Source organism: Olsenella sp. AGMB03486 (assembly GCF_040884255.1).
Taxonomy (GTDB): Bacteria; Actinomycetota; Coriobacteriia; order Coriobacteriales; family Atopobiaceae; genus Olsenella_L; species Olsenella_L kribbiana.
The window spans coordinates 1-23604 of record NZ_JBEVTM010000021.1 but is presented as its reverse complement, the minus strand read 5'-3'; the positions used below and the strand labels follow the sequence as shown (position 1 = coordinate 23604).

14 protein-coding genes are annotated in these 23604 nt (G+C 56.0%); 5 read left to right on the top strand and 9 right to left on the bottom strand.

The annotated features are described in order from the left end of the window. Window positions 1-7: 7 nt before the first annotated feature. Both rfbB and rfbA read right to left on the bottom strand, forming a co-directional pair. Complete coding sequence (rfbB, locus tag ABVS03_RS09680; protein ID WP_368018947.1) at window positions 8-1027, bottom strand: dTDP-glucose 4,6-dehydratase; 1020 nt, start codon at window positions 1025-1027, stop codon at window positions 8-10. 51 nt (window positions 1028-1078) lie between these two features. Further along, entirely contained in the window at window positions 1079-1978 is a 900-nt protein-coding gene (gene rfbA, locus ABVS03_RS09675; RefSeq protein WP_368018946.1) for a glucose-1-phosphate thymidylyltransferase RfbA, read from the bottom strand. Window positions 1979-2064: 86 nt separating this feature from the next. Here rfbA and ABVS03_RS09670 point away from each other — a divergent pair, with 86 nt between their 5' ends. Further along, a complete protein-coding gene (locus ABVS03_RS09670; protein ID WP_368018945.1) occupies window positions 2065-3285 on the top strand; it encodes a glycosyltransferase family 2 protein in 1221 nt (406 codons plus the stop codon). Between the two features lie 156 nt (window positions 3286-3441). Here ABVS03_RS09670 and ABVS03_RS09665 read toward each other — a convergent pair whose 3' ends face one another. Further along, window positions 3442-4545, bottom strand: coding sequence for a hypothetical protein (locus ABVS03_RS09665; RefSeq protein ID WP_368018944.1), 1104 nt, complete (start codon window positions 4543-4545; stop codon window positions 3442-3444). Between the two features lie 228 nt (window positions 4546-4773). On the opposite strand from ABVS03_RS09665, the gene ABVS03_RS09660 reads away from it, so the two are divergent. Next, a complete protein-coding gene (locus tag ABVS03_RS09660) occupies window positions 4774-7134 on the top strand; it encodes a hypothetical protein (protein WP_368018943.1) in 2361 nt (786 codons plus the stop codon). A 101-nt stretch (window positions 7135-7235) separates the two neighbouring features. On the opposite strand, the gene ABVS03_RS09655 is transcribed toward ABVS03_RS09660, so the two are convergent. The 4 genes from ABVS03_RS09655 to ABVS03_RS09640 form a co-directional block, all read right to left on the bottom strand. Continuing rightward, a complete protein-coding gene (locus ABVS03_RS09655) occupies window positions 7236-8315 on the bottom strand; it encodes a glycoside hydrolase family 25 protein (RefSeq protein WP_368018942.1) in 1080 nt (359 codons plus the stop codon). An 8-nt stretch (window positions 8316-8323) separates the two neighbouring features. Further along, window positions 8324-8533 carry a hypothetical protein gene (locus ABVS03_RS09650; RefSeq protein ID WP_368018941.1) on the bottom strand — a complete coding sequence of 70 codons (210 nt, stop codon included), beginning with the start codon at window positions 8531-8533 and terminating at the stop codon, window positions 8324-8326. Between the two features lie 351 nt (window positions 8534-8884). Continuing rightward, complete coding sequence (locus ABVS03_RS09645) at window positions 8885-11509, bottom strand: hypothetical protein (RefSeq protein ID WP_368018940.1); 2625 nt, start codon at window positions 11507-11509, stop codon at window positions 8885-8887. Window positions 11510-11800: 291 nt separating this feature from the next. Continuing rightward, on the bottom strand, window positions 11801-13564 hold the full coding sequence (locus tag ABVS03_RS09640) for a hypothetical protein (RefSeq protein WP_368018939.1): 1764 nt from the start codon (window positions 13562-13564) through the stop codon (window positions 11801-11803). Between the two features lie 168 nt (window positions 13565-13732). On the opposite strand from ABVS03_RS09640, the gene ABVS03_RS09635 reads away from it, so the two are divergent. The 3 genes from ABVS03_RS09635 (at window position 13733) to ABVS03_RS09625 (ending at window position 19006) form a co-directional block, all read left to right on the top strand. After that, window positions 13733-13975 carry a hypothetical protein gene (locus ABVS03_RS09635; RefSeq protein ID WP_368018938.1) on the top strand — a complete coding sequence of 81 codons (243 nt, stop codon included), beginning with the start codon at window positions 13733-13735 and terminating at the stop codon, window positions 13973-13975. A gap of 247 nt (window positions 13976-14222) precedes the next feature. Continuing rightward, window positions 14223-17654, top strand: coding sequence for a S8 family serine peptidase (locus ABVS03_RS09630; RefSeq protein WP_368018937.1), 3432 nt, complete (start codon window positions 14223-14225; stop codon window positions 17652-17654). A 221-nt stretch (window positions 17655-17875) separates the two neighbouring features. Further along, window positions 17876-19006, top strand: coding sequence for a BspA family leucine-rich repeat surface protein (locus tag ABVS03_RS09625; protein ID WP_368018936.1), 1131 nt, complete (start codon window positions 17876-17878; stop codon window positions 19004-19006). A gap of 76 nt (window positions 19007-19082) precedes the next feature. Here ABVS03_RS09625 and ABVS03_RS09620 read toward each other — a convergent pair whose 3' ends face one another. Both ABVS03_RS09620 and ABVS03_RS09615 read right to left on the bottom strand, forming a co-directional pair. Next, window positions 19083-21518 carry a glycosyltransferase family 2 protein gene (locus ABVS03_RS09620; protein ID WP_368018935.1) on the bottom strand — a complete coding sequence of 812 codons (2436 nt, stop codon included), beginning with the start codon at window positions 21516-21518 and terminating at the stop codon, window positions 19083-19085. 30 nt (window positions 21519-21548) lie between these two features. After that, window positions 21549-23604 (bottom strand): glycosyltransferase family 2 protein (locus tag ABVS03_RS09615; RefSeq protein WP_368018934.1); only part of this gene is annotated, 2056 nt, incomplete at its 5' end.

Here is a 23604-nt window from a genome sequence, read left to right as displayed (position 1 = left end):
CTTCCCCCTACTGCCCCTGCTCCGCGTACCTGCGCTCGGTGGCCTCCTTGGCAGGGCGCCACCAGTCCTCGTGCTCCCGGTACCAGTCGATCGTCTGTGCGAGCCCTTCCGCGAAGTCGGTATGGACGGGATGCCAGCCGAGCTCCCGCTCCAGCTTCGTGGGGTCGATCGCATACCTCCTGTCGTGGCCGGGGCGGTCGCGCACCCAGTCGAAGGCATCCTCGGGCTGGCCCATGAGGGAGAGGATCTCGCGCAGGACGTCTATGTTCGATCTCTCGCCGTTGGCGCCTATGAGGTAGGTCTCGCCTATCCTCCCCTTCGTGAGGATGTCCCAGACGGCGCGGGAGTGGTCCTCGGTATGGATCCAGTCGCGGACATTCTCCCCCGTGCCGTAGAGCTTGGGGCGTATTCCGCAGAGGATGTTCGTGACCTGCCTCGGTATGAACTTCTCCACATGCTGGTAGGGGCCATAGTTGTTGGAGCAGTTCGAGATCGTGGCCCTGAGGCCGTAGGTCCTCTCCCAGGCACGGACCAGGAGATCGGAGGATGCCTTCGTTGAGGAATAGGGGCTGCTCGGCCTGTAGGGGTCGTCTGGCTCGAAGCGCCTCGGCTCATCCAGGGCGAGGTCCCCATACACCTCGTCCGTGCTGATGTGGTGGTAGCGGACATCGTACTTCCTTGCAGCCTGCAGGAGCCTGTAGGTTCCCACGACGTTCGTCTGCACGAAGGGCTCGGGGTCAGCGATCGAGTTGTCGTTGTGGGACTCCGCCGCATAGTGGACGATCGCGTCGTGGCCGGGCACTACCTCGTCCAGGAGCTCCGCATCGCAGATGTCGCCCACGACGAGCTCCACCTGGCTCTCCGGGAGGCCTGCAATGTTTGCGGGGTTGCCTGCATAGGTGAGCTTGTCGAGGACCGTTATATGGCACTCGGGGTGGTTCCTCGCCACCCAGCGCACGAAGTTGGACCCGATGAAGCCGCAGCCGCCCGTGACGACGATGTTTGTGGGCTCGAAGATGTCTGCCATTGATCTATTCACATCCTGCTATCGGTTGAATGATTGATGATATAGGTGCTTCTAGTCGTCTCTCGTGAACTGGATGCGGCGGTCAAGCACCTTCCTGAGGTGCTGGCCATAGGGGCTGTTGCCGTATTCCTCGGCTGCCGCCTCGAGCTGCTCCTCGGTAATCCAGCCACGCTCATAGGCAATCTCCTCGATCACGGAGATCATGATGCCCTGAGACATCTCGATGGTCCGCACGAAGTTCGATGCCTCGAAGAGGGAGTCCATCGTGCCGGTATCGAGCCAGGCATAGCCACGGCCCAGCGTCACCACATCGAGGCTTCCTGCCTTGAGATACATCTCGTTGAGCGTCGTGATCTCAAGCTCTCCTCGGGCAGACGGCTTCACTTCCTTTGCCATCTCGCAGACGCGGGAGTCATAGAAGTAGAGGCCGGTCACGGCGTAGTTCGATTTCGGATGCTCCGGCTTCTCCTCGATGGAGATGGCATGGCCATCCTTATCGAACTCCACGACACCGAAGCGCTCCGGATCGTCCACATAGTAGCCGAAGACCGTCGCTCCCCCAGCATGCTCTGCCTTGTCCACAGCACGGCGCAGATGCCTCGAAAGGCCATTGCCGTAGAAGATGTTGTCTCCCAGGATGAGGGCACAAGAATCGCCGTCGATGAAGTCCTCGCCGATAATGAAGGCCTGGGCAAGGCCATCAGGAGATGGCTGCACGGCATAGCTGAGCGAGATGCCGTACTGGGATCCATCGCCCAGAAGCTCTTCGAAGCGCGGAAGGTCTGTCGGCGTCGAGATGATGAGGATATCCCGGATGCCTGCCAGCATGAGGGTGGACAGCGGATAGTAGATCATCGGCTTGTCGTAGACCGGCAGAAGCTGCTTCGAGGTGACCCGTGTCAGAGGATAGAGACGCGTTCCGGAGCCTCCAGCAAGAATGATGCCTTTCATAGGGCGTTCCATTTCCTTTCGAAGGAAGCCTTTACTCGCCAACCTCTATTATTATATGGAACGTCGTTTCGAGCGGAGGAGTCAGCATGCCCAGAGCCTCAATCATCATCCCCTGCTATAACGCCGAGAAATACCTTTCCGATACGCTCAGGAGCGCACAGAGCCAGACCGAGCGCGATATCGAGATCATCTGTGCCGACAACAATTCGACAGATTCCACAAGAGATATCCTCGAGAAGGCAGCCCAGGAAGATAGCCGCATCCGCATTCTCGAAGAGAAGACTCCAGGTGAGGGCCCAGCCAGGCAGGCAGGGCTTGCTGCCGCCACGGGCACATGGCTCTACTTCCTTGATGCTGACGACCTTATGGAGCCCCAGCTCCTCGAGCGCGCCATCGCCACAGGTGAAGGCAAAGATGCCGACCTTGTCATCTTCCGTACCTGCACACTGAACGACAAGACCGGCGAGGTCATGCCGATCGGCTATTCCTATCTGCGCGACTGGCTGCCCCAGGATATGGATGTCTTCGATCCGCATGAGTGGCCAAAGCGCATCCTCAACTCATTCCAGAACTGGGTGCACAACAAGCTCTTCAGGGCATCCTTTGTCCATGAGCACAATCTTGCCTTCCAGCCAGTCCACAGGACGGCAGATCTCCTCTTCACCTGCCGTGCTCTTACCGAGGCACACCGCATCGTTCTGCTCGACGAGTTCCTTCACAGGTATCGCATCAACAACGCAAACAGCGCGATGGCAACAAGCGACAGCTATCCACTTGACTTCTATGAGGCGCTCATAGCCTTGAGGGATACGCTGAAGGAACAGGGTACCTGGGACCTCTACCATGATTCCTACATCAGCTGGGCTGCCATCAGCGTCATTGCCAACCTGGAAACGGCACGCTCCCTTGAAGGCTTTACCACTATTGCAGACAGGATGAAGCAGGGCGGACTCAGGGAGCTCGACCTGGCCGATGCAGACATTTCATCTCTCGAAAGCCCCTGGCACCAGCAGCGTATCCAGGATATCCTCCATCTTCCTCTGACGGAGCTGGTCTTTGCCCACTACGCGGACCTCAAAATCAGGCGTGATGGCTGCGAAGACCACGCATCGCGTCTCCGCATGGAGAATGCAGACCTCAGGGCAGAGATAGAGGGCCTCAAAGACCGCATCTCTGAGCTGGAGCATGAAATCGAGCTCAGAAACAAGGCCATAGAGGGCTTCGAGGATTCCACGTCATTCAAGATAGGCCGCTGCATCACGGCACCAGCCCGTGGACTGCGTGACAGGATGCAGAAGCGACGTTGAGGAGCCTAGCTGCATTCGTATTCGCTTTCATGAATGCACAAAGCAACTTCAATGAGAAGGACATTGCAGGCTTCCAGCCGAGAGGCGAAAGCCTGCATCTTTGAGCAAATGTCCTGCATCCAACACCAAATAGGTGCAGCTATCAGGTGAAGTGTCTCAGAACATAAAGAGATAGGAGACCTCTTTTCCGGCGTCATATCCCTTCACAAGGAAGACACTATAGGGAAGCGGTTCTCCCTCATGCTTGTCCGTGTCGTACCAGTATATGTACTTGCGGAACAGCGCCATCTGGGAATTGGGCTTGATATAGGTGCCCTTTGGCCAAATCTCAATCGTGTCAATCTTTTCGAGCATGGCACCGCTATTCCGGACGGTCCAGTTATGTGCCGCACTCGGCGTTCCGCTGCTGTCATCGGTAGCATATGGATCGGCTTCGTAGACTACGCTCCCTTCGTTCCCGGTGTATGAGAGGGTGGCAAGACGTGCGACATAGTGGTCTCCCACCTTTGTGATGTTTGAAAGACGTCCTCCATAGGTGCGCTTGATTTCGGGGTAGACATGCCAGTCGGTTGCAGTGTATATGCCGTCAAGATACAAATCGAGTCTGGCATCATCATGACGTGCCAATTGATCGAAGATATATATCGGATCACCGAAATAGCCACGGCTAAACGAAGACAGCGCCTTGGGATACACTGCTTCGATCATTGCCAGCTCTTCCGCAGACAGCTCATTGTCGTCCCCCGAATACCAGGCAATGCCCTCCTGTGTCCAGCCAATTGAGCCAAGATAGTCATATTCGGACTTAGATATCGTAAAGAAGTGTGTTCCCTGTGTCAGCCAGGGATTGAAAAGGCGATACACCTCATGGCCGCTGGATGCAGCGGCAGAATGGTAGGCAACGCCTTCCTTCCTCCACCCAATGGTGCCCAGATGGTTGTATTCATCAAGGCTGCGGGTGTAGTGATGGTCGCCGCTGTAGGGATTGTAGAGACGGTAAACCTCATCTCCCGAGGCTGGTGCGGTCCAGGCAAGCTTCTCGCCGTTCCATCCTGCCCTGCGGCACGAATCGTATTCATCAAGGTTCGTCGTGAACAGATGCTCTCCCGACCATCTGTTGTACAGGCGCCATACCTCAGTTCCACCGGCAGCATACGCACTGTCAGGTACTGCCAGCACGATCAGGAGCGCAAGCATCAATCCACCTGCAAGCCTGGACAGAATCGCTGCAGCACGGTGCCCTTCCTGCTTCGTAGCCACTTCTCCTCCTTAGGACAAGAGCTACCGTCTCTTCATTTCGTTATCCGCTCTGGGTCTCTCAATATCTTCTAGTACGGTTACATGAGTATGCAGGATCAAGCAGTCCTACGCCTCATTCGCCGACCATTCAATGGTGTTGGGAAACCTTGAGCGTTTCTGAATCTTATAGTATTTCTTGCATCCGCTCTTACTAGGCGATATCCGTCAACGTCTGCTTTGGGAGGTCCTATGAAGACCCGCAGCCACCACATCTTCAGATTGATTGGCATAACGTTTCTATTTGCGCTGCTGCTATTGCCGCATGCTGCCCACGCAGCAGACTCCACCCAATATGTACCGCAATTCGATCCCTCATCCTTCTCCGTCACCCCCAAGAGGGCGACTGCAGGGGACACCGTGACCTTCTCCGCAAAGGCAAGCGCGGGTTCGGCCAAGCTCAATGACAGCATGCAGCTCGACTTTGTCATGCCAATCTCGAAGCAGGACCGCACGGTCTGGCTCTACGACAAGGACGGCGACGGGACCTATGTGGGCACGATGTCCGTCAGCAGCGACATGGAGCCGGGGGAATGGAACGCACGCTTCATCTCCGTCGATGATTCTGCGGGATACTCGGGCATATACAGCGGCGAGGGCGTATCGGGGCTCAGCTTCGAGGTTTATGGCACCTCCGGTACAGGGAAGGGCCCCGAATTCGATCCCTCATCCTTCTCCGTCACCCCCAAGAGGGCGACTGCAGGGGACACCGTGACCTTCTCCGCAAAGGCAAGCGCGGGTTCGGCCAAGCTCAATGACAGCATGCAGCTCGACTTTGTCATGCCAATCTCGAAGCAGGACCGCACGGTCTGGCTCTACGACAAGGACGGCGACGGGACCTATGTGGGCACGATGTCCGTCAGCAGCGACATGGAGCCGGGGGAATGGAACGCACGCTTCATCTCCGTCGATGATTCTGCGGGATACTCGGGCATATACAGCGGCGAGGGCGTATCGGGGCTCAGCTTCGAGGTCACAAAAGACACAATATCTGACAGAAGGACCATCCGCTATAAGGACGGCATGGACGGTCAGGCATTCGAAGATGTGACATACTCCTGCAGCGATGGAGATGCAACACCTCCATTCTCAGGAACATTCAAAGATGGCTATTGGACCATTACTGGCTGGTCTCCAGATGTCGCCAAGACCGTAGATGGCGATGCCGTCTACACAGCCAAGCTCGAAGGCCATCCCGACTATTCAGCCTATGTTGATGAAGGCGAGATCGCCCTGTCGTACAAGGAAGACGGCAACAGCACATCCTTTGCATCCTGGACTGTCGACGATTCATCTATCGGGCATATCACCGGTTCAACAATCGGGCTTTATACACCAAGCGGCATCGAGTATTCATCCACATTCCAGCCGGAAAAAGTTGGTCACACAAAGGTATCCCTGCAGGTCTGGGGTCGCGGCACCATCGCAACCTTCTATGTCGAGGTGCTACCAAGCCGCAAGATCGATATCTCCAATGGATCGATAGAAGGCATTCCCGAAAGCATTATCTACACACCTAACAGCAATGCCATTTCTCCAAAGATTTCCGTGGGTGGCAAGACCCTCCAGGAAGGTACCGACTACGCTCTCGAATTCACGGGGACAGATGATACCGGGACCGCCACAGTGAAGGCTACCGGAAAGGGAATGTATAAGGGGGATCTTTCTACCACATACCAGATACTGCCGAGGCCTCTCTCTGATGTGAGTCTAGATAAGATTCCAGACCAGGCATATGCAGGTGCTGCAATTGAGCCAACACCTTCACTGTCCTACAACAGCACCACACTTGTTGCCGGAACAGACTATGTAGCGTCATACCATGATAACGAAGCCATTGGGACCGCCAGTGTCTCTCTCACGGGAGCAGGCAACTATTCCGGAACAGTTGCCACAAGCTTCGTGATCTATGGAGATATGACACAGGCTACAGTAGAAAGAATTCCTGATCAGCTGTATTCCGGCAATCCAATCACCCCATCAGTCGTAGTCAAACTATTTGACCTAAGCCTTCAGGACACATCCGACTACGGCGTGTCGTATTCCAACAACATCGAAGCTGGAACGGCCACCGTAACTATTACGGGCAATGGCAGTGCATACCGCGGATTCGCGACAAAAACGTTCCGAATTGTCACCCCAGTGTCCATGTACCGCCTTTACAATCGATGGAGCGGAGAGCATCTCTTTACTGCAAGCGCCGATGAATATGCCTTCCTTGCCTCGATTGGATGGACCCAGGAAGGCATTGCCTGGAAATCTCCCTCCGCATCCGATACCCCTGTCTATCGACTCTACAATCCCTATAGCGGTGACCATTTCTACACGAGCGATAAGACAGAGTATGACTATCTTGGCTCTATCGGATGGAATCAGGAAGGCATCTCGTTCTACTCTGCGGATACAACCACAGGCATCCCCATCTACAGGCTCTTCAATAAATGGTTGACCCAGGGCACGCATCTCTTCACGACCAGCGCAGATGAATACCGGCAGCTCGGAAGCATCGGCTGGAACCAGGAAGGCATAGCATTCTACGGTCTGGATGCATAGACATTACAATCAAAATTCTGGCAAACAATGCTCAGAGATCGAGCATCGGTCTCTGAGCATTTTCGTATGTCAATGCCTACTTTGTTCTTTGCGCGGTCAGTCTATGTCCCGTACCAGGCAATTCCCTCATCTTTCCAGCCCAGCGAGACAAGGTTGTCACGCTCCGCGGCACTCAGGGTGTAGTTGTGGGTACCGATGGTCTCGTAGGGGTTGAACTGCCTGTAGAGTGGCTCTCCCGAAGCGGCAGGAGCTGTATGCCATGCCGTGCCTTCGCCGTTCCAGCCTATGGTCTGAAGCGATGCGTATTCAGAAGAACTCGTGGTATAGAGATGGTCGCCCGAATAGGGATTGTAGAGGCGGTAGACGCTGCCTCCGCTCGTAGGCGCGTACCAGCCAATCCCTTCATAGTTCCATCCGATCGAGCTCAGATGGTCACGCTCGCTCGAAGACAGCGTATAGAGATGCTCTCCTGAATAGGGATTGTAGAGACGATAGACCTCGACAGATGGCTCTCTGAGCCTGAAGTCGAGATCGACGTTGCCGGATATGCCGTCGACGCTTCCCTCGGATGTGCACTGCCAGTATCTGTAATCCCCTGTATAGGTGCACTCATCGTTGTACTGTGCCACCCAGCGCGACCAGCTGCTGAAAGAGGAATCTGTCAGATAGTTCTTCCACCAGTTGAGATTGGCGTAGACTCCCGGTACATACCCTTCATTGGCAATTTTCTCGCAGAACTGCGTAGCAATCGTCGTAAGCGCAGAAGTGCTCTTGGGCAGAGACGCATCTTCGAGGTCATAGTAGATGGGAAGTGTCGGATGAAGGCCAGAGATGGCATTCAGCACATACTCAGCCTCGCAGGTGCCCGCTTCGGAAGAGATGCTGAGGTTTGCATAGGAGTAGTGATAGATGCCATAGGGTATGCCCAGGCTCTCGCAGGCAGCAGCATTCTGCTTCAGATATCTGTCATGCTGGCTGGCATCCGTCATATCGTCGAGCCAGCCGTAGCTGCTGCGGATGATTGCAAAATCTATTCCATCGGCAGCAACCGATTCCCAGTCTATCGACCCCTGGTGCGAAGAGACATCAATCCCTTTTGCCACAGCATTCGGAATCACCGCCCCGCTGCTCGAAATATAGCCCGCGCTTGTCTTGGCCCAGGCTGTCGTTGCAGAAGACATGCGCCCTCCTATTCCGCTGCACTGGTATCGGGCTGGCTTAATGCCTCGCCCATGTCATACCTGAAGCTCTCTGGCAGATCGTTCTTCATGCGGTAGAGGATGTCTTCGACTGAATCATCCGTCCCTTCAGCCTCCTCTGCCTGCGCTGTGGCAGGAAGAGCAAATATCGGCAGAGCCGCAGCAAGACCAAAGAATGACCTTCTGGTAAGAAGACCCACGAATATCTCCTATGCATCTGAATGCCGCCCATGCATTCCAGCCTCCGGAGCAGGGAAATCCCTTCTATAGGGAGGCATTGGGCGTCCTGTTGATTGCTGCAGACCACTATACCTATATCGACCAGCAGGTTCTCTTATGATGCCTGAACAGCTCATGGGTTCATGGATATGCCAGAAGGGCAGAGATGCTTAGGCGGCCAGCCGATAAAGAATGAGAAGCTGGTCTTCCCGGGAATATCTCTCTTTCTCTCCCTCTCTCCCTACATCTTCGTGCCATGCATCCACAAGAAACGGAGCAGCACCGCAGAGGATGCTGCTCCGTTCAGAAGGCAAGTCTGCTGGAGGCAGAGACTACACGTTCAGCGCATAGAACTCGATGCCCTCCTGATGCCAGCCAAGCTGGCCGAGGTGGTTGTACTCGTCCGCATCGGCGGTATAGAGGTGCGTGCCCTGAGTCAGCCACGGATTGAAGAGACGGTAGATGGGCTTCTTCGAGCTCACGCCCACCGAGTCGTCGACCGAGTAGAAGGCAGTGCCCTCCTTCCTCCAGCCAATCTTCTCGAGGCTGTTGTATTCGGACTGGTTCGACGTATAGAAGTGATCACCGCTATAGGGGTTGTACATGCGGTAGACCGGTGTCTTGGATGTCGAAGGAGACACCCAGGCCACATTCTCGCCGTTCCAGCCGATCTTGACGAGGCCATCGTATTCGGACTTGCTTGTCGTGAAGAGATGCTCTCCCGACCACCTGTTGTACAGGCGGTACACCTGAACAGTGGCATTCTGGCCATCCACCCACTGCTTGTACTCGACGCTCGAGCCCTTGAGCACGGCATCGTCAGCCACTGCAGGCAGCTGGACCATGAGCTTGGCACCTGCCATCACGCTGAGCGACTGAAGATCTTCCTTGCGGGTGACGCCGTTGTTCGGATAGCGGTAGGAGTACTCCTCGACACGCGTCGTGGCGTCGAACGGGGAGTCAGACGTGACGATGAGCTGATAGGTCGTTCCCAGAGGAATATAGATGATCTGGTTCCCATCTTCCTTCCTTGCATGGATCCAGTCATTCGTGCGGGAGACCACTACACCATTCTGGAACGTAGCCTCGGTGGCGCCGCTCTCCTGGTTCACGACCGCAACCTGGACGGAAGCAGGAAGCGTGACCATGCGATATCCTGCACACTGAGAGCTCGTAGGAGACACGGTAGGCTGGGAGTTCGTCTCTGCCATGCGTACGAAGGAGAGCGCAACCTCATCCATATGCGGAAGCATGAGGTAGCTCGAGTACTTGGCAAGGGTGCCGGTGTACCAGCCACCGCTCGTTGCCACATCATGCGCAGCAACGCCGGTCAGGGCATCGACGACAATCTTTGCCTGGGCCTTGAACTTGATTCTCGCAGCCTCGGTATTGTCGATCATGCCTGCCTTGGAGTAGGCATCAGTCAGGATGTCCGGGAACTTCTTCAGGAGCACGAGTGGAAGGCCGTCGTATGCCTCCTTCTGCTCAGCCACGTAATTCGAGACCACGCCTCTCTGCGACGAGGAAGCACCGACATAGAGAGCGCTGACTTCAGCAAATGCCACCTGCTCGGTCTTGGCATAGAAGCCCCTTAAGAGCGGCGTCTCGACAACGAGGTTTGCAAGGCCCGTCGTAAACTCCCTCTGATTGCTGAACGGCGGCGTGATGATTGAGTTCAGAGATTCCGTTCCTGCCGCATCGGCAGCGCCGGAATCATCCTGCGTCGTAACAGATTCGGACTTGGCGGAAGCAGCATCTGCGTCATCAGTAGAGGTGGCGCCCTGTGCCGCACCCTCGGTCACGACATCGAGCAGGACCTCAGGCATGGAAGGCACGCCTTGAGCGTCTCCTGCAAGACCGAGGGAATCCACTGCATCTGCACCGTCTGTCGACTCAAGCGAAAGCGCATTGGAGGCAGCAGAGCTCAGGCGCGTCGGCGTGAGCTCGCTGACGTTGTAGGTGACATCGGAGTTCAGCACTTTCAGCTCGGCATTGACGGCAGCCTCGGTCGTCTGGTAGCCGCCTTCCACATCGTTCGGTGCAGCATGGAAGAGATGGTCCTGTCCGTAGCGGGTGAAGCCCCACTCGCTCATAGCGACCTTGGGAACCAGGTCTGCAGTATTCACGAAGTTGTGGATGTTGTTGAACATCGCATCATGGGCATCGGATGCCGTCGTGCCCTGAGGAGTGGCGAAGCAGTAGGCAAAGAGATTGTCGCCCGAGTACTTCCCTTCCCGGTCATAGCGGGCGGCTGTGAGGTTGGCAACAGCAGAGGTGCGGCTATAGCCGACAATCCAGAGCTTGACGCGCTGGCCCTGGAAGCGCTCAAGGTACTCGTCGATGCGTTCCTTGAAGAGGTCTGCCGTCTGCGAGAAGCCGGTGTGCTCGCCTGTAGAGCCAACCAGCATGTTCTGGTACCACTCGAGGTTGTACATGAGGCCGCGGCCGCCAGCAAACACGAGCTTGTAGGCACCCTGGTCATCCGTCATGTCGCGCGATGCGATGAACGTGCCGATGGTTCCCTCTTCAGCGCTGGGAGAGGTGAGATCATGCTCATCGAAGTCCTTGAAGCCAAGCTCGGTTGCAAGAGCTCTGATGTTCACGTCTCCATCTGTGTACTGGTTGTCATCCCAGGACATGGCGCGGGGACCCAGAGCCATCTCCATGCAGAGCGACATGTCTGCCAGAGGAAGCGAATACTCAGAGGATGTTCCGCTGAAATACGTATCGCTCCAGTGGTACGCCATAGGGATGTTCTTCGAGTCGGACAGGGAATCTGAGCACTTGTAGAAGACACCATCTATCGCAGTAGGATCGTCCTCCGCCGAAGCGACCGACGGAACCGCAAGGACAGCAAGCGCAGACAGGACGATAGCCAGCGCCAGCAGCAATGGCACCATCCGTCCTGCGCACCTCTGCCTCGTGCCGGAATCTCCGGCATGCAAGCACTTCTCCATGTACGTTTGCCTCCTTCAGTCAAGGACCTGCCGAAGAAGCTTCCATTCGGCTGCATTCATGGCCGAAAAGGCAACTCCTATCAGAAAAGCATCATCTACTTGAAGCGTAGTTCAGCTTCTGATTTGCAGGTGGTCCACACTTGACGGGGAACGGTCAAGTTCGGCCTCATCCTGGATCACAGAAGCTGCCTGATTTCCCAGCGCGTCATACCGTCCATGACAAAATGCGCAGGGGCAGATGCATTGCATTCCGGCCCCTGCGCATCTATGCACTATGAAGAAGAGTTTCTGCTATGAGGCAGATACGACCTTCCAGACCGTATACGGCCCTTCAGCTGCCACCTTCTCCAGATGAGCCGTTTCGGTATTGGCCTGGCTGACATCTCCTGTTGCCAGCCAATACGTACACCCCAAAGTCTTGAGGTCGTCCGCTGTCAGGTGCACCATTATGAGATCGCTCTGCATCACTTCGAAAGAGGCAGAGGAAGCTGCCCCCACTTCTATGTGAGCATAGCGGTTATAGGCATCCTGATACTGTCCATCAGGGTCGATCTTTCCCCACAGCGACATATGAGGATAGGTATTGACGCTGTTGATGGTTGGCAGCCCATGGGCCACAAGATCCTGACTCAATACGTAAGAATCAGTCGCCCAGACGCCCTCGCCCTCATCCATTGATACCTGCTGAGCCAATTGTGCAGGTACATTCTCTTCGAGAGCCTGCGCACCTTGCTGGACTGGATTCACGAAGGCACCCGGCAGAAGCAGCGGCACGGCCATCACGAGCGCTGCCACACCATTGATTGCTGCGTGATTCCCTGCCTCCAAAGCAAGAAGGACAGCTGCAAGGCAGAATGTGGCAACGAAGAGAACGACGCCTATCGAAAGACGCATTGCCTGAGGATTCGCAAGGCGTCCAGCCATCGCATAGAGCATAGCAAGCAGGAATGCCGGAATGGCAGCTTTCCACAGGCTGACTGCTTTGCAGGTGCCTGTCTCAGATATCTCTTTATCATGAGCTCCCAGCTCCACACCACGGACGAGCAGAGCTGCATCCAGGAAGCCAAGCGGCAAGGCAATCCGATAGGTAGGGAGCTCATTCAGAAGCGTCAACTTGGCAAGAATCTCGGGAAAGCCAAAGAAGCCATACCAGAGAAGCACTGCATAGGGCACCAGGAGCGCAAGCGTGATGCCATCATGCTTTCTGACCAGACCATTCTTGACGGCAAGGATAGCGCCCAGAGGAGCCAGGGCCAGGTACGTTGCAGACTCGCATACATTGGCGAAGGAAGCTGAAGCGATGGGCCCAGCAATCGAGGTCGTCAGCTTAGGCAGAAGCTGAAGCAGGCCACCTCCCCTTTCGTTTCTGGCGCCAGGATAGACAGATCCCATGACAGCAGCGACGGTATCTTTCGAGTACCAGAGAACATATGCCAGAAGAAGCACCACTGCCGCAACACAGACAATCAAAGGCGCACAGATGCTACGCATCTGCTTGTGCCTCTTGTCTCCGTCTGTCCGCTTTGCCCACTCCACGCAGACCCAGATGCCAAGAGCCAGAAAGATCCAGAAGAAAGGCACCTGCCACGCCGGATAGAGAATCAGGAGATAGCTTCCACAGAGCCAGGCAAGGATGGCAGACATTCCCCAGCGCCCTCGTCCTGTCTCTGCATTCAGAAGGCTATGAAGCGTAAGGACGAGTCCCTCTCCGAAGATGAGGAGCTCAGCTGTCCCATTCACCGCAAACCACCACTGCGTTGCCGGAGAGAGCGTGCACATGAGCGAGCCCAGGGCACACAGGCCGTCATCCTTGGACAGAAGACGGAAGAATTCGAACCCCACGAGCATCATGCACAGCATGCGTGCATCCCAGAAGAAGGCAAGCCCACGCTCTGCACCCAGCAGCAGATATCCCCAAAGGAAGGGACGGAAGAGTGTTGCTACTGCATACGAAGGCTGGCCATAGACCATGGTCACATCGGTGCCGCCACCAACAAGGACAGGGCTTGCAGCATTGAAGCCTGAGGCAGCCTGAGAGAAGGCGAAAGGCGTCATCACGTCCCATTCGTCGGAACGTATCGGTCTCGGCAAGCCCAGAAGCGTTCCCTGGTAGCCTTCTTCTCCCAGGAACCTCCCCCATTGTGCGACCGATGAACCACTGATATTCAGGGCTACGCAGGCAATAAGGATGACAACGGCTATCGGATAGCGCCATCTGACAATATGCTCGAAGAGCTGCGTACGGAGCAGAAGGAAGAACAGCATAAACGCCGCAATGGAAAAGAGCAGCAGATGTACCAGACTGGAAGCAGATATGGCTCCGGCAAGGAAGCCTGTAACCGCACCAGTACGGTCGGCCACGACCGCTTCGTGAAAGAGTTCGGCATAGAGCCCTGTTACAGCAGCAGTGGCTGCGCTCAGGAAAATCATCAGCGGAGAGATCTGTCTCCCGGCACTCTGAGCTGAGATATGCGACATATGTTTTGCGCTCAAACCAATCTCCTTATCAATCACTATCTCTCACGCCAAAGCGGGTAATGGAAGCAGCATCTTCGCTCTCAATATATCGCTAGCGCCCCTCTGTCATCCATCCTCCCTTTCACTACGCTGGCCGGGTTCTTTGTTGCGTGGAGAGCAAATCCTTACAACTTCCGCTCAGGTTTGCCTAAGGTCTTCTTCAGGATGCCGTTCACATGCGCTGGAAGGGGCGGATATGAGCATCAGGAAGAAGAAGAGCGGGAACCATTTCAGTCCGAAGGCGAAGAGGAAGTGGAGGATATGGATAGCGTCGGCTGTAGCCGTGGCGCTCGTCGCTGTCGTTGCAGCCATAGGCATATCCACCTCACGGGGCACCATCAGCCCTGCCGGGACGGGGCAGACTATACTCACAGCTCAAGATTCCTCATCCTCATCGGACGCTGAGGCTTCTGACCAAGACACGTCAGCAGCAGATCAAACAGATGGTGGGACGTCACAGTCCACGCCTGCAACCAGCCATCAATCAAGCCAGCCACAGACGGCTGCGCTCACTGCTGAGGAAACAGCAGCCATACAGCAGCAGGAAGAAGAGAACAATTCAGGCGCCTCCGACGGTGTCATCTACGAGCCAGGAGTCGTGCTCGTGCCGGTCGAGCCTGGGCAGACGGCAGAGGACATCGATGCAAAGCTTGAACAGGCTGACGGCATCGCCACGAAGTCTGTCGACGACCAGGACATCTCCCAGGGATTCGTCCGCGTGAAGACCGCAGGCGATGTCTCAGTAGAGGATGCAGTGGACCAGCTCGGCAAGGCAGGCCTCTCCTCGCAGCCGAACTTCGCCTACTCGCTTGGTGACGAGCAGATAGGTACGGGCACGTCTATGGAGACATCTTCGCAGGCATCAGATAACAGCAAAGCTGACACCGCTTCCGAAACGAACGATACGAAGCTCAGTGATGCCGCTCAGAATGAAGCTGGCCTTGTAGATACCGGCATCTATAAGGCATGGGATATCGCAAAGTCGAACAAGAAGGTGTCTGTCGCCGTCCTCGACACAGGCTTCCTGACGACCCATGAGGACCTCAAGGACAACATCGTCGCAACCTACGATGCGACTGTTGCAAATCCGGCAAATGGCATCGCAGGAGACGTGAGCGACGTGACCGACCTCATGGGCCATGGTACACATGTCGCAGGCATCGTCTCGGCAGAAGCCGACAACGGCAAGGGCGTCGCAGGCGTCTCCTACAACGCAGGCATCGTCGGCGTGAAGATATTCCCCTCGTATGACGTGAGGGATGCTTCGACAGAGACGAACAAGAGGCTTCCCCACTGCTACACCGACGATATCGTCTACGCCTACAAGTATGTGCTCGCCAACCAGAGCAGATATAACATCAAAGTGATCAACATGAGCATCTTCGGCGTCGGCATGAGTTCCGACTCGCCAAAGTGGGTTGCACAGGACAAGCTGTTGGCTTCGGAAATCCAGCAGGCCTATGATGCTGGTATCGTGAGCGTCTGCTGCGCGGGCAACTACAATCCATACATGGACGAGGATGCCAGCAGCACTCAGCGGTTCATGCCCTACGATGACACCTTCCCTGGCGACCTTGATGCACCAATCGTCTCTGTCATGAATGCATATGCTCCTGATTGGGGACCCCACGACATCTGGTCACTGAACGGCAGTTCGAACTTCAATACCGTCTCCCAGACCGAAGGAAAGACCCATAAGAACATATGCGCACCGGGAAGCTGGATTCTTAGTTCAATCAATACCGGCGATGATCAATATCAGTACTACTCGGGTACGTCGATGGCATCGCCGTGGGTTGCAGGCGTCGTCGCGCTCGAATTTGCCTCGAATCCGAACCTGACTCCCGCGCAGGCCATCCAATATCTCTATGATTCCGCCACGGACATGACACACTATGGCACCGGATGGGACCGGTACACGGGGTACGGATTGGTCAATGCCTACCGTGCCGTCCTCCTCGCCTCGGGCTCGAACGCGAAGCGCGACATCAGCGAAGCGACCGTAGAGGCTCTGCCTATCCAGCTTCTGTCCAACGGCAAGGCCTGCGAGCCAACGCCCACGGTCATGTTTGGATACCAGAAGCTCAGAGAGGGCACAGACTACACCGTCTCTTACTCCAAGAATACAGAAGTAGGTTATGGTGCCACAATAACGGTTACTGGAATAGGCAACTATACTGGCACGACAAGCAGCTATTTCGCCATCGCTGACAGCGTACCCGATCTGGCAACCTCATCCAGCGTCGACATTTCATGCTTCACATCCTTATACGACGCACGGAGCGCCGATCATCCCATCAATGTTGGCATTGCCATAAATACAAGCAGCAATTACATTTTCTATCTGCAGAAAGGCATCGATTTTGACTACACCCTTTCTGATGCTGGCTCTGACGGCAACGTCAATGTCAGCATTACCGGCAAAGGAATCTTCGCAGGACAGAATTTCAGCAAGAAAATGAAAGTGTCTGGAGGCACCGATATCAGCTCCCTTCGTTGGAATGAAATCGGAGATCAGGCATATACTGGCAAACCCGCCACTCCCATCCCTCACATTTTCACTGATGGCAACTACCGTCTGAGTCAGGGCGTGGACTACACGCTCAGCTACGAGAACAACGTGAATGTTGGCACTGCCAAGGTGACCGTCACGGGAAAGGGCGCCTTCACGGGAACGAAGACCGTGGAGTTCAAGATCGTGGGACCGACAGACATCAGCGCTTCAAGCACGATCAAGGCCAAGATCAGCAGGGATACCTATACCTATACCGGAAGCCCGATAGAGCCGACGGTCACTGTCACGGAGACTAAGCCAAATGATGGACCTGAATCGCTCCAGTGCCAGATGGAGGGTATAGATAGCCCCGACTATAAAGCGTCCTTCGAGAGCAACGTGCATGTAGGCACAGGCTATATCGTCGTCACCGGCATCAATGGCTACACAGGGACCATCAGGGTGCCGTTCAAGATAGAGCCGGCAGACATCTCGGGGGCGACCATCGAGACGATTCCAACCCAGATCTATACCGGCTCTGCCCTGACGCCCTCCGTCACGGTGAAGCTCGGAGGAAGGACCCTCGCCGCAGGGACGGACTATACCGTCTCCTACTCCAACAATGTGGAGCCCGGGACTGCGACAGTGACTCTGACTGGTATAGGCAACTACACGGGATCCGTCAGTACAACATTTACAATCAATTACACACCAGCCGCGGGAACCGTGCCGATGTTCCGCCTCTACAACAGGTGGTCGGGAGAGCACCTCTTCACGACGAGCAAGTCGGAATACGACCATCTCGAATCGATAGGCTGGAAAAAGGAGGGCATCGCCTGGACGGCACCCGAGAAGTCGAGCCATCCTGTCTACCGCCTCTACAACCCCTACAGCGGAGACCACTTCTATACAGGCGACCAGAACGAATACGACCATCTCGGATCGATAGGCTGGAAAAAGGAGTACATATCCTTCTACTCTGCAGATTCCTCCACAGGCAAGCCCATCTACCGCCTCTTCAACAGATGGCTCACCCAGGGCACGCACCTCTTCACGACCAGCAAGAGCGAGTACGACCACCTCGGATCCATCGGCTGGAGCCAGGAGGACATCGCGTTCTACAGCCTGAAGTAGCCCGCTGATTTCAGGGCCAGCATCTTTCACTCGAAGCCGGGAGCCTCTGGGTCCCCGGCTTTTCCTCTATCTGCAGCACTCTTGGTTCTGATTTCATCTGATGCAAACTTTACAAGCCTGCACATTAGGCGTACTAGACTGTTCAGGTAGGCTTTATACGCCTTGAATCCAGCACAATATAGATTGGGGCTTCGATGCTTCACGATACACATTCCTTCTCTTTGAAGAAGCTGGCCACCTGCTGTGCGGCAGCCTTTGCCATAGCGCTCACCCTTCCGGTCCCCGCCCTTGCTTCCGCCTCGTCGCAGAGCGGAACTGCCTACGCATCCCTTTCGGCAGATGGATCCACGCTCACGTTCTATCGTTCCTCCAGCTCAGCATCGGGTGGCACGGGCGGGAGCTCCTCAGCCGGCAAGGCTGCATCGCCTTCTGCTGCAACCTACAGCGGCTTCGAAGAGGCGACCAGCAACACGGCTAGCCCCTTCGCATCTGCAGACAAGGTCACATCCATCGTCTTCGAGGACTCCATCTCTCCTGCCTGCACAGCAGACTGGTTCAAGGGCTTTTCCAACCTCAAGAGTGTCGAAGGTCTTTCAAATCTGAATACCTCGAAGGTGACTGATTTCTCGAGCATGTTCGAAGGCTGCACATCCCTCTCTTCCATCGATATCAGCAGCCTCGATATGTCGAAGGCAGCAGACACCTCTGACATGTTCGCCGGAGACAGCAGTCTCTCAACGATAACGATGGGAAAGACGTTCACGGCAAAGAACGCAAAGAGCTCTGCAAACATGTTCCCGGTCGTCTCTGCCGACAGCTCACACACCGGCAGGTGGTGCCTCTCCGATGGCTCGAATGGCCTTGCGGCAGACAGCCTTGATGCCAGCTATGCCGGCAGCTCGATGAGCGGCACCTGGATCAGGGAGCAGTTTGTTCCGGTCTACCGCCTCTATAACAAGTGGACAGGAGACCACTTCTTTACGGAGAGCCTGAGCGAAGACAAGAGCCTTGAAAAAGTTGGCTGGAAAGACGAAGGCATGACCTGGAAATCCGCTGCCATCTCGACCTATCCGGTCTATCGTCTCTACAACCCCTACTCGGGAGACCATCACTTCACGACGAGCCTCTCGGAGTACAGCTCCTTGGCGGGCATCGGCTGGATCCAGGAAGGCCAGGCCTTCTATTCCATCGGCTCCAGGCAGGATGTGGATTGGACCGAGCCGGTATACCGTCTCTACAACCGCTGGCTGAAGGTCGGCTCGCACCTCTTCACGACCAATGAGGATGAGCAGGGCTATCTGCAGGGCATCGGATGGAACTTCGAAGGCGTCGCTTTCTACGCATTCCAGTAGGCAATCATTTCAGCAGTATCTATGCAGATGGAGCCGGGAAGAATCTTCTCTTCCCGGCTCCATTACTGTCCGTACGTCACCAGCGCAGCGAGAAGTAGTTCGAGAACCGGTCCAGATTTTCATTGATCGTCTCATCGCCCTGCGCATAGAATGCAGGATGCTTTGCAATCATGTATGCCTTCTCCTGGAGAAGACGGCTCTTGAGACGTATATCTGCTGCTTCGCGGCCACGGGACGAGAACTCTCTGTGATGCAGGAGAGCATAGGGCGTGAAAGCCACGGCATAGCCCGCTTCGCGTACTCTCAGACAGTAATCGCTGTCATTGAAGCCGACAGCAAGCTCTTCATCGTAGCCGCCCAGCTGCTCGAAGATATCCCTTCTTGTCATCTGGCAGGCACCTGTGACCATGTTCATGTCGCTCGGAAGCGCAGCTGAGCACTCATAGCCCCAGGCATCAGCCGCAAGGTTCTGGTTGAAGTGCGCATTGTCGCAGTTCGGATTTGCTGTCATGCCCGCGTGCTGGATGAGGCCATCCTCGAAGAGGAGCTTCGCTCCTGCTGCACCGACCTCCTTGCGCATGAAGCAGCCCAGGAGCTCTTCGAGCCAGTCGGCCGCAATGACTTCGGTGTCGTTGTTCAGGAAGAGCAGATACTCGCCCTTGGCAGCACGTGCGCCAGCATTCACGATGGCAGAGTAGTTGAATCCGCCTTCAGTCTTTCCCTCAGGCTTCCAGGTCTCAATGCAGATACGGGAATCCGTCTCCTTGAGCTTCTCATAGAGCTCGAAGGTAGCAGGTTCTGTGCTGTTGTTCTCGACGATCACGATCTCGAAATTCTTGTAGGAGGACTTATCGAGGATGGATGAGACGCACTTCGAGAGAAGGGACCTATGATTCTTGCTCGGAATGATGATGGAGATGAGGGGTGCAGGCTCGGGCAGCGCATAGCGTATGCGGAAGGTGCCGGGGCAGGGTCCATCCAGGACGGATGCGGCTATCCTAGCACGCTTGAAATGGTCCTCGAGGGCGCGCTTACGGCCTGTCCAATCGCCCGTATTCTGCCCTTGCCTGTGGCTCAGGACCTTCGAGACATGGAAGGCAGGAAGTCCCTGTTCCATGACGCGAAGGTCCAGGTCATACAGCAGCTCTCCGCATAAAGGGGATGGCCAGCCAACCAATTCTGGCACATCTCGCCTCACCGCCACGACCGGACCGAAGTAGTCCATCGAGGTGAGCTTGCCGAGATTCGGGAATGTCTTGAACGAGGGATTGCAGAAGTGTCCATCTGCAAGCTCATCCGAATCTGCATAGAGAAGGGCCGGCGCCTCCTTTCCCTGCTTCTGGGCTTCTGCCACAGCTTCGGCAAGGCGCCAGCAGGCATCAGGCTCAAGGAACACGTCAGCATCGAGGAGCAGAAGGTAGCTTCCGGAAGCCTTTTCTGCAGCAGCCCTGATGCCTTCCGGACCAGCCGGTATCTCCTGCATCACAAAGCCCTCATCTGCGGGCACAAGATCCTTTGCAGCAGCAAGTGCCTCCGCTGTGCCAGCAACGATGCATTCAAGCCCAGAGAGCGTCTGCTGCTGAAGGCTGCGCACGGCACGCCGTATCTGCTCAGATCTCTTCTGGATATCTTCTGCTGAGATATGCAATATTCCCGTCATTGAAGGCAGCTCGTCATGCTTCTTCTTCGATACTGCACGCTCAAGCTCCAGGTCTCTCCAAGAAGACCTATGGCAGTCGAGCCAATGCTCATAGGCAGGATCTCCAGAAGCGCCTGCAATCCAGGCTCTCGTCTCATCGAGCAGTCGTCTCTCTTCTGAGGCAAGAAGGACTGAGAAGCCTTCTGTACCTTCCGCACCCGCAAGGCCTGTCCTGAAGATGAGGTCGGGCACATCTGCCGGCACCCGGCAGGAGAATGTGACGATGCGCTCGCAGAGCAGCTGGTCCCGCTCTGCAGGGACGAGATGGTCTTCCATGACAATCGGAGAGAGAGGAAAGTCATTTCCCTGCGTATCCATGGCAGAGAGCCAGGGGGCAGCATCTGCAGAATCCGTGGCATAGATGGCCTGCCAGCGGAGAACCGTCTCATTGCCCGCAGGCCATACGCCATTTACCAGCAGTCTTGTCCTTCCAGTCCAGCAGGTATCCTCGGCATGTCTCAGAGCTGCCGCCAGAGCTGGATTGCGGCGTGTAAGCAGGCGGGAGTCGATCTTGCTTCTGAGGACAGAGAAGCCGGTCTCAGCATGGCCCCCTTCCCCATCTTCGATATCGATGGAGATGTCCTTCTGCATGAGAGGGAACTGCACCGCCCAGGCATGGCCGTCAGCATCTGCCGGCAGAAGTGCCGCCTTGGAAGCAGGCAAGTCGAGCTCGATGAGGCAGGTGGGAAGCACGGCCGCAGTATCTTCTGCCAGATGGACCGTGACCTTGGGATGGGTGCAGCCAGCTTCTGTCGTGAAGCCGAGGTAGCCGCATCCGTTGTCTGCCCTGACGGTTCCCGCTATCGATATCACAGTGTCTCTCCCGCTTCCTGCCTAGGGTCTCTATACATCCAGATGCCAATAGGGATTGATCGGCCACATGTTCGGATTCATATAGGGATCCGTGATCTCATAGAGGCTTGGATGGCCTGTGGCGATCTTTGCACCCTCGCGCTTGAAGCGCACGCGCTTCGGCGGCGTATCGTTCTTGCCACGCGAGACAGACTCGAAGTGATAGATCTCGCAGAGCGGCTCGTAGACATTCCAGTAGCCGGCATCGCGGACCCTGAGGCAGAAGTCCACATCGTTGAAGTCGACGGCATAGGATTCGTCGAGACCGTCCATCTCATCGAAGACCTCGCGCCTCACCATGAGGCAGGCACCCGTAACACCGAGGAAGTTCCTCGTCACCTGGGCAGCGTGGAAGTAGTTGTCTGAATCGTGGGGGATGAAGATGCCGGTATGGCTCGGCCCTCCCCTATGGACGATGACACCAGCATGCTGGATCGTGCCATCAGCATAGAGGAGCTTAGAACCGACACAGCCGACCCGCTTCTCCTGGACATGGCCCAGGAGCAGCTGAAGCCAGTCAGGCGTGATGATCTCCATATCGTTGTTGAGCATGAGGACCACGTCGCCTGTGGTATGGCGGATACCGTAGTTCATGATTTTCGAGAAGTTGAAGCCTGGCGTATCCGGCACGTAGGTAATGATCTTGACCCTCTTGTCGAGCGCCTCGAGCTCCTTGTAGAGCGCGAAGGTCTCCTCTTCCGTGCTGCTGTTCTCGACAATGGCAATCTCATAGTTCTGATAGGTCGTCTTCTCGAGAATGGAGCGGACGCAGGCAGAGAGGAGCCTTGCTGCATCCTTGTTGGGAATGACGATGGAGACGGACGGCGCAGAAGAGCAGGCAAAGCGCTCATGGTAGACGCCGGGGATCCTCTCATCCTCATAGGCCTCAGCCTCGACGCCCAGACGGTCGAGCTGTGCCTGCACAGCCCGGCAGCCGGCGCTGCTTGCGTAGTCCTTGGCAGAGCTGGCAGAAGCTGTAGAGGTCTCGCTGATGCGCCAGTGGTAGCCGATGCGGCGGACATGGAAGATGTTTCTGGCTTTCTCTGTTGCGCGGAGCGTGAGGTCATGGTCCTGCGCCCCCTCGAACTCCGATCGAAGCGGCCCCACCTCGTCCAGCAGCGCACGGCGGATGGCAAGAAGATGCGTCACATAGTTCTGGGAACGCAGAAGATCCGGGCTCCAGTCAGGCTTGAAGAATGCCTGCTCATAGTGTCCATCATGCAGCTTGTCCTCATCGCAGTAGAGGACGTCGGTTGTCGGATAGTCATTCAGCGCCTTGGCATACCAGTAGAGGATGTCCGGCTCGATGATATCGTCGTGATCGAGGAAGACGACGAAGTCTCCTGCCGCAGCAGCGATGCCCTCGTTCGTGTTGCCGACAATGCCCTTGTTCTCGGGGAGATCGATGATCTTGATACGGGAGTCCTGCTTGGCAGCAGATGCCACAGTCTCGGCAAGCTCCTTGTCTTCCGGCGTGGAGTTGACAAGGATGAGCTCCCACTTTGCCCAGGTCTGGTTTGTGACGGACGAGACCATGTCATGGAAGAACGGCACCGGCGTCTTGTAGAGCGGCACGACGACGGAAAAGACCGGCTCGATCTTGAAGCGTGCCTGGCGCTGTGCCTCGAGCTGCCAGGGCTTTGCCTGGTGGCGGGTGCGGTACCACTCGTCGTAGATCGGGTCTCTGTCAGCAGAGAGGCTGTCGTAGAACCACTTCTTGCGCATGGCCTTGAAGGTCTCAGCATCCCAGAGCTCCACAACCTCGCCCATGCCGCACCTGAACCATGCGGTGGCGGAGACCAGGCTATGAGGGATGCGTCCGGAGAGGACGATTCTGCGATGCATCCAGCCGGGGAAGTCATAGTCTTCCTTGCAGCTATCGCCGAGCACGATCTTATCTGCCAGGAAGAGGTTCCTGCCCTCTGCATCCTGGAGCCTAAATTCATAGGGAAGATCGGCAAGTGCCTTGTCATCCGACTGCATCGTGAGCTCGATCTGGAGGATATCCTCATCCCCATGGTCGATGCATCTGAGCACCTTAAGGGCA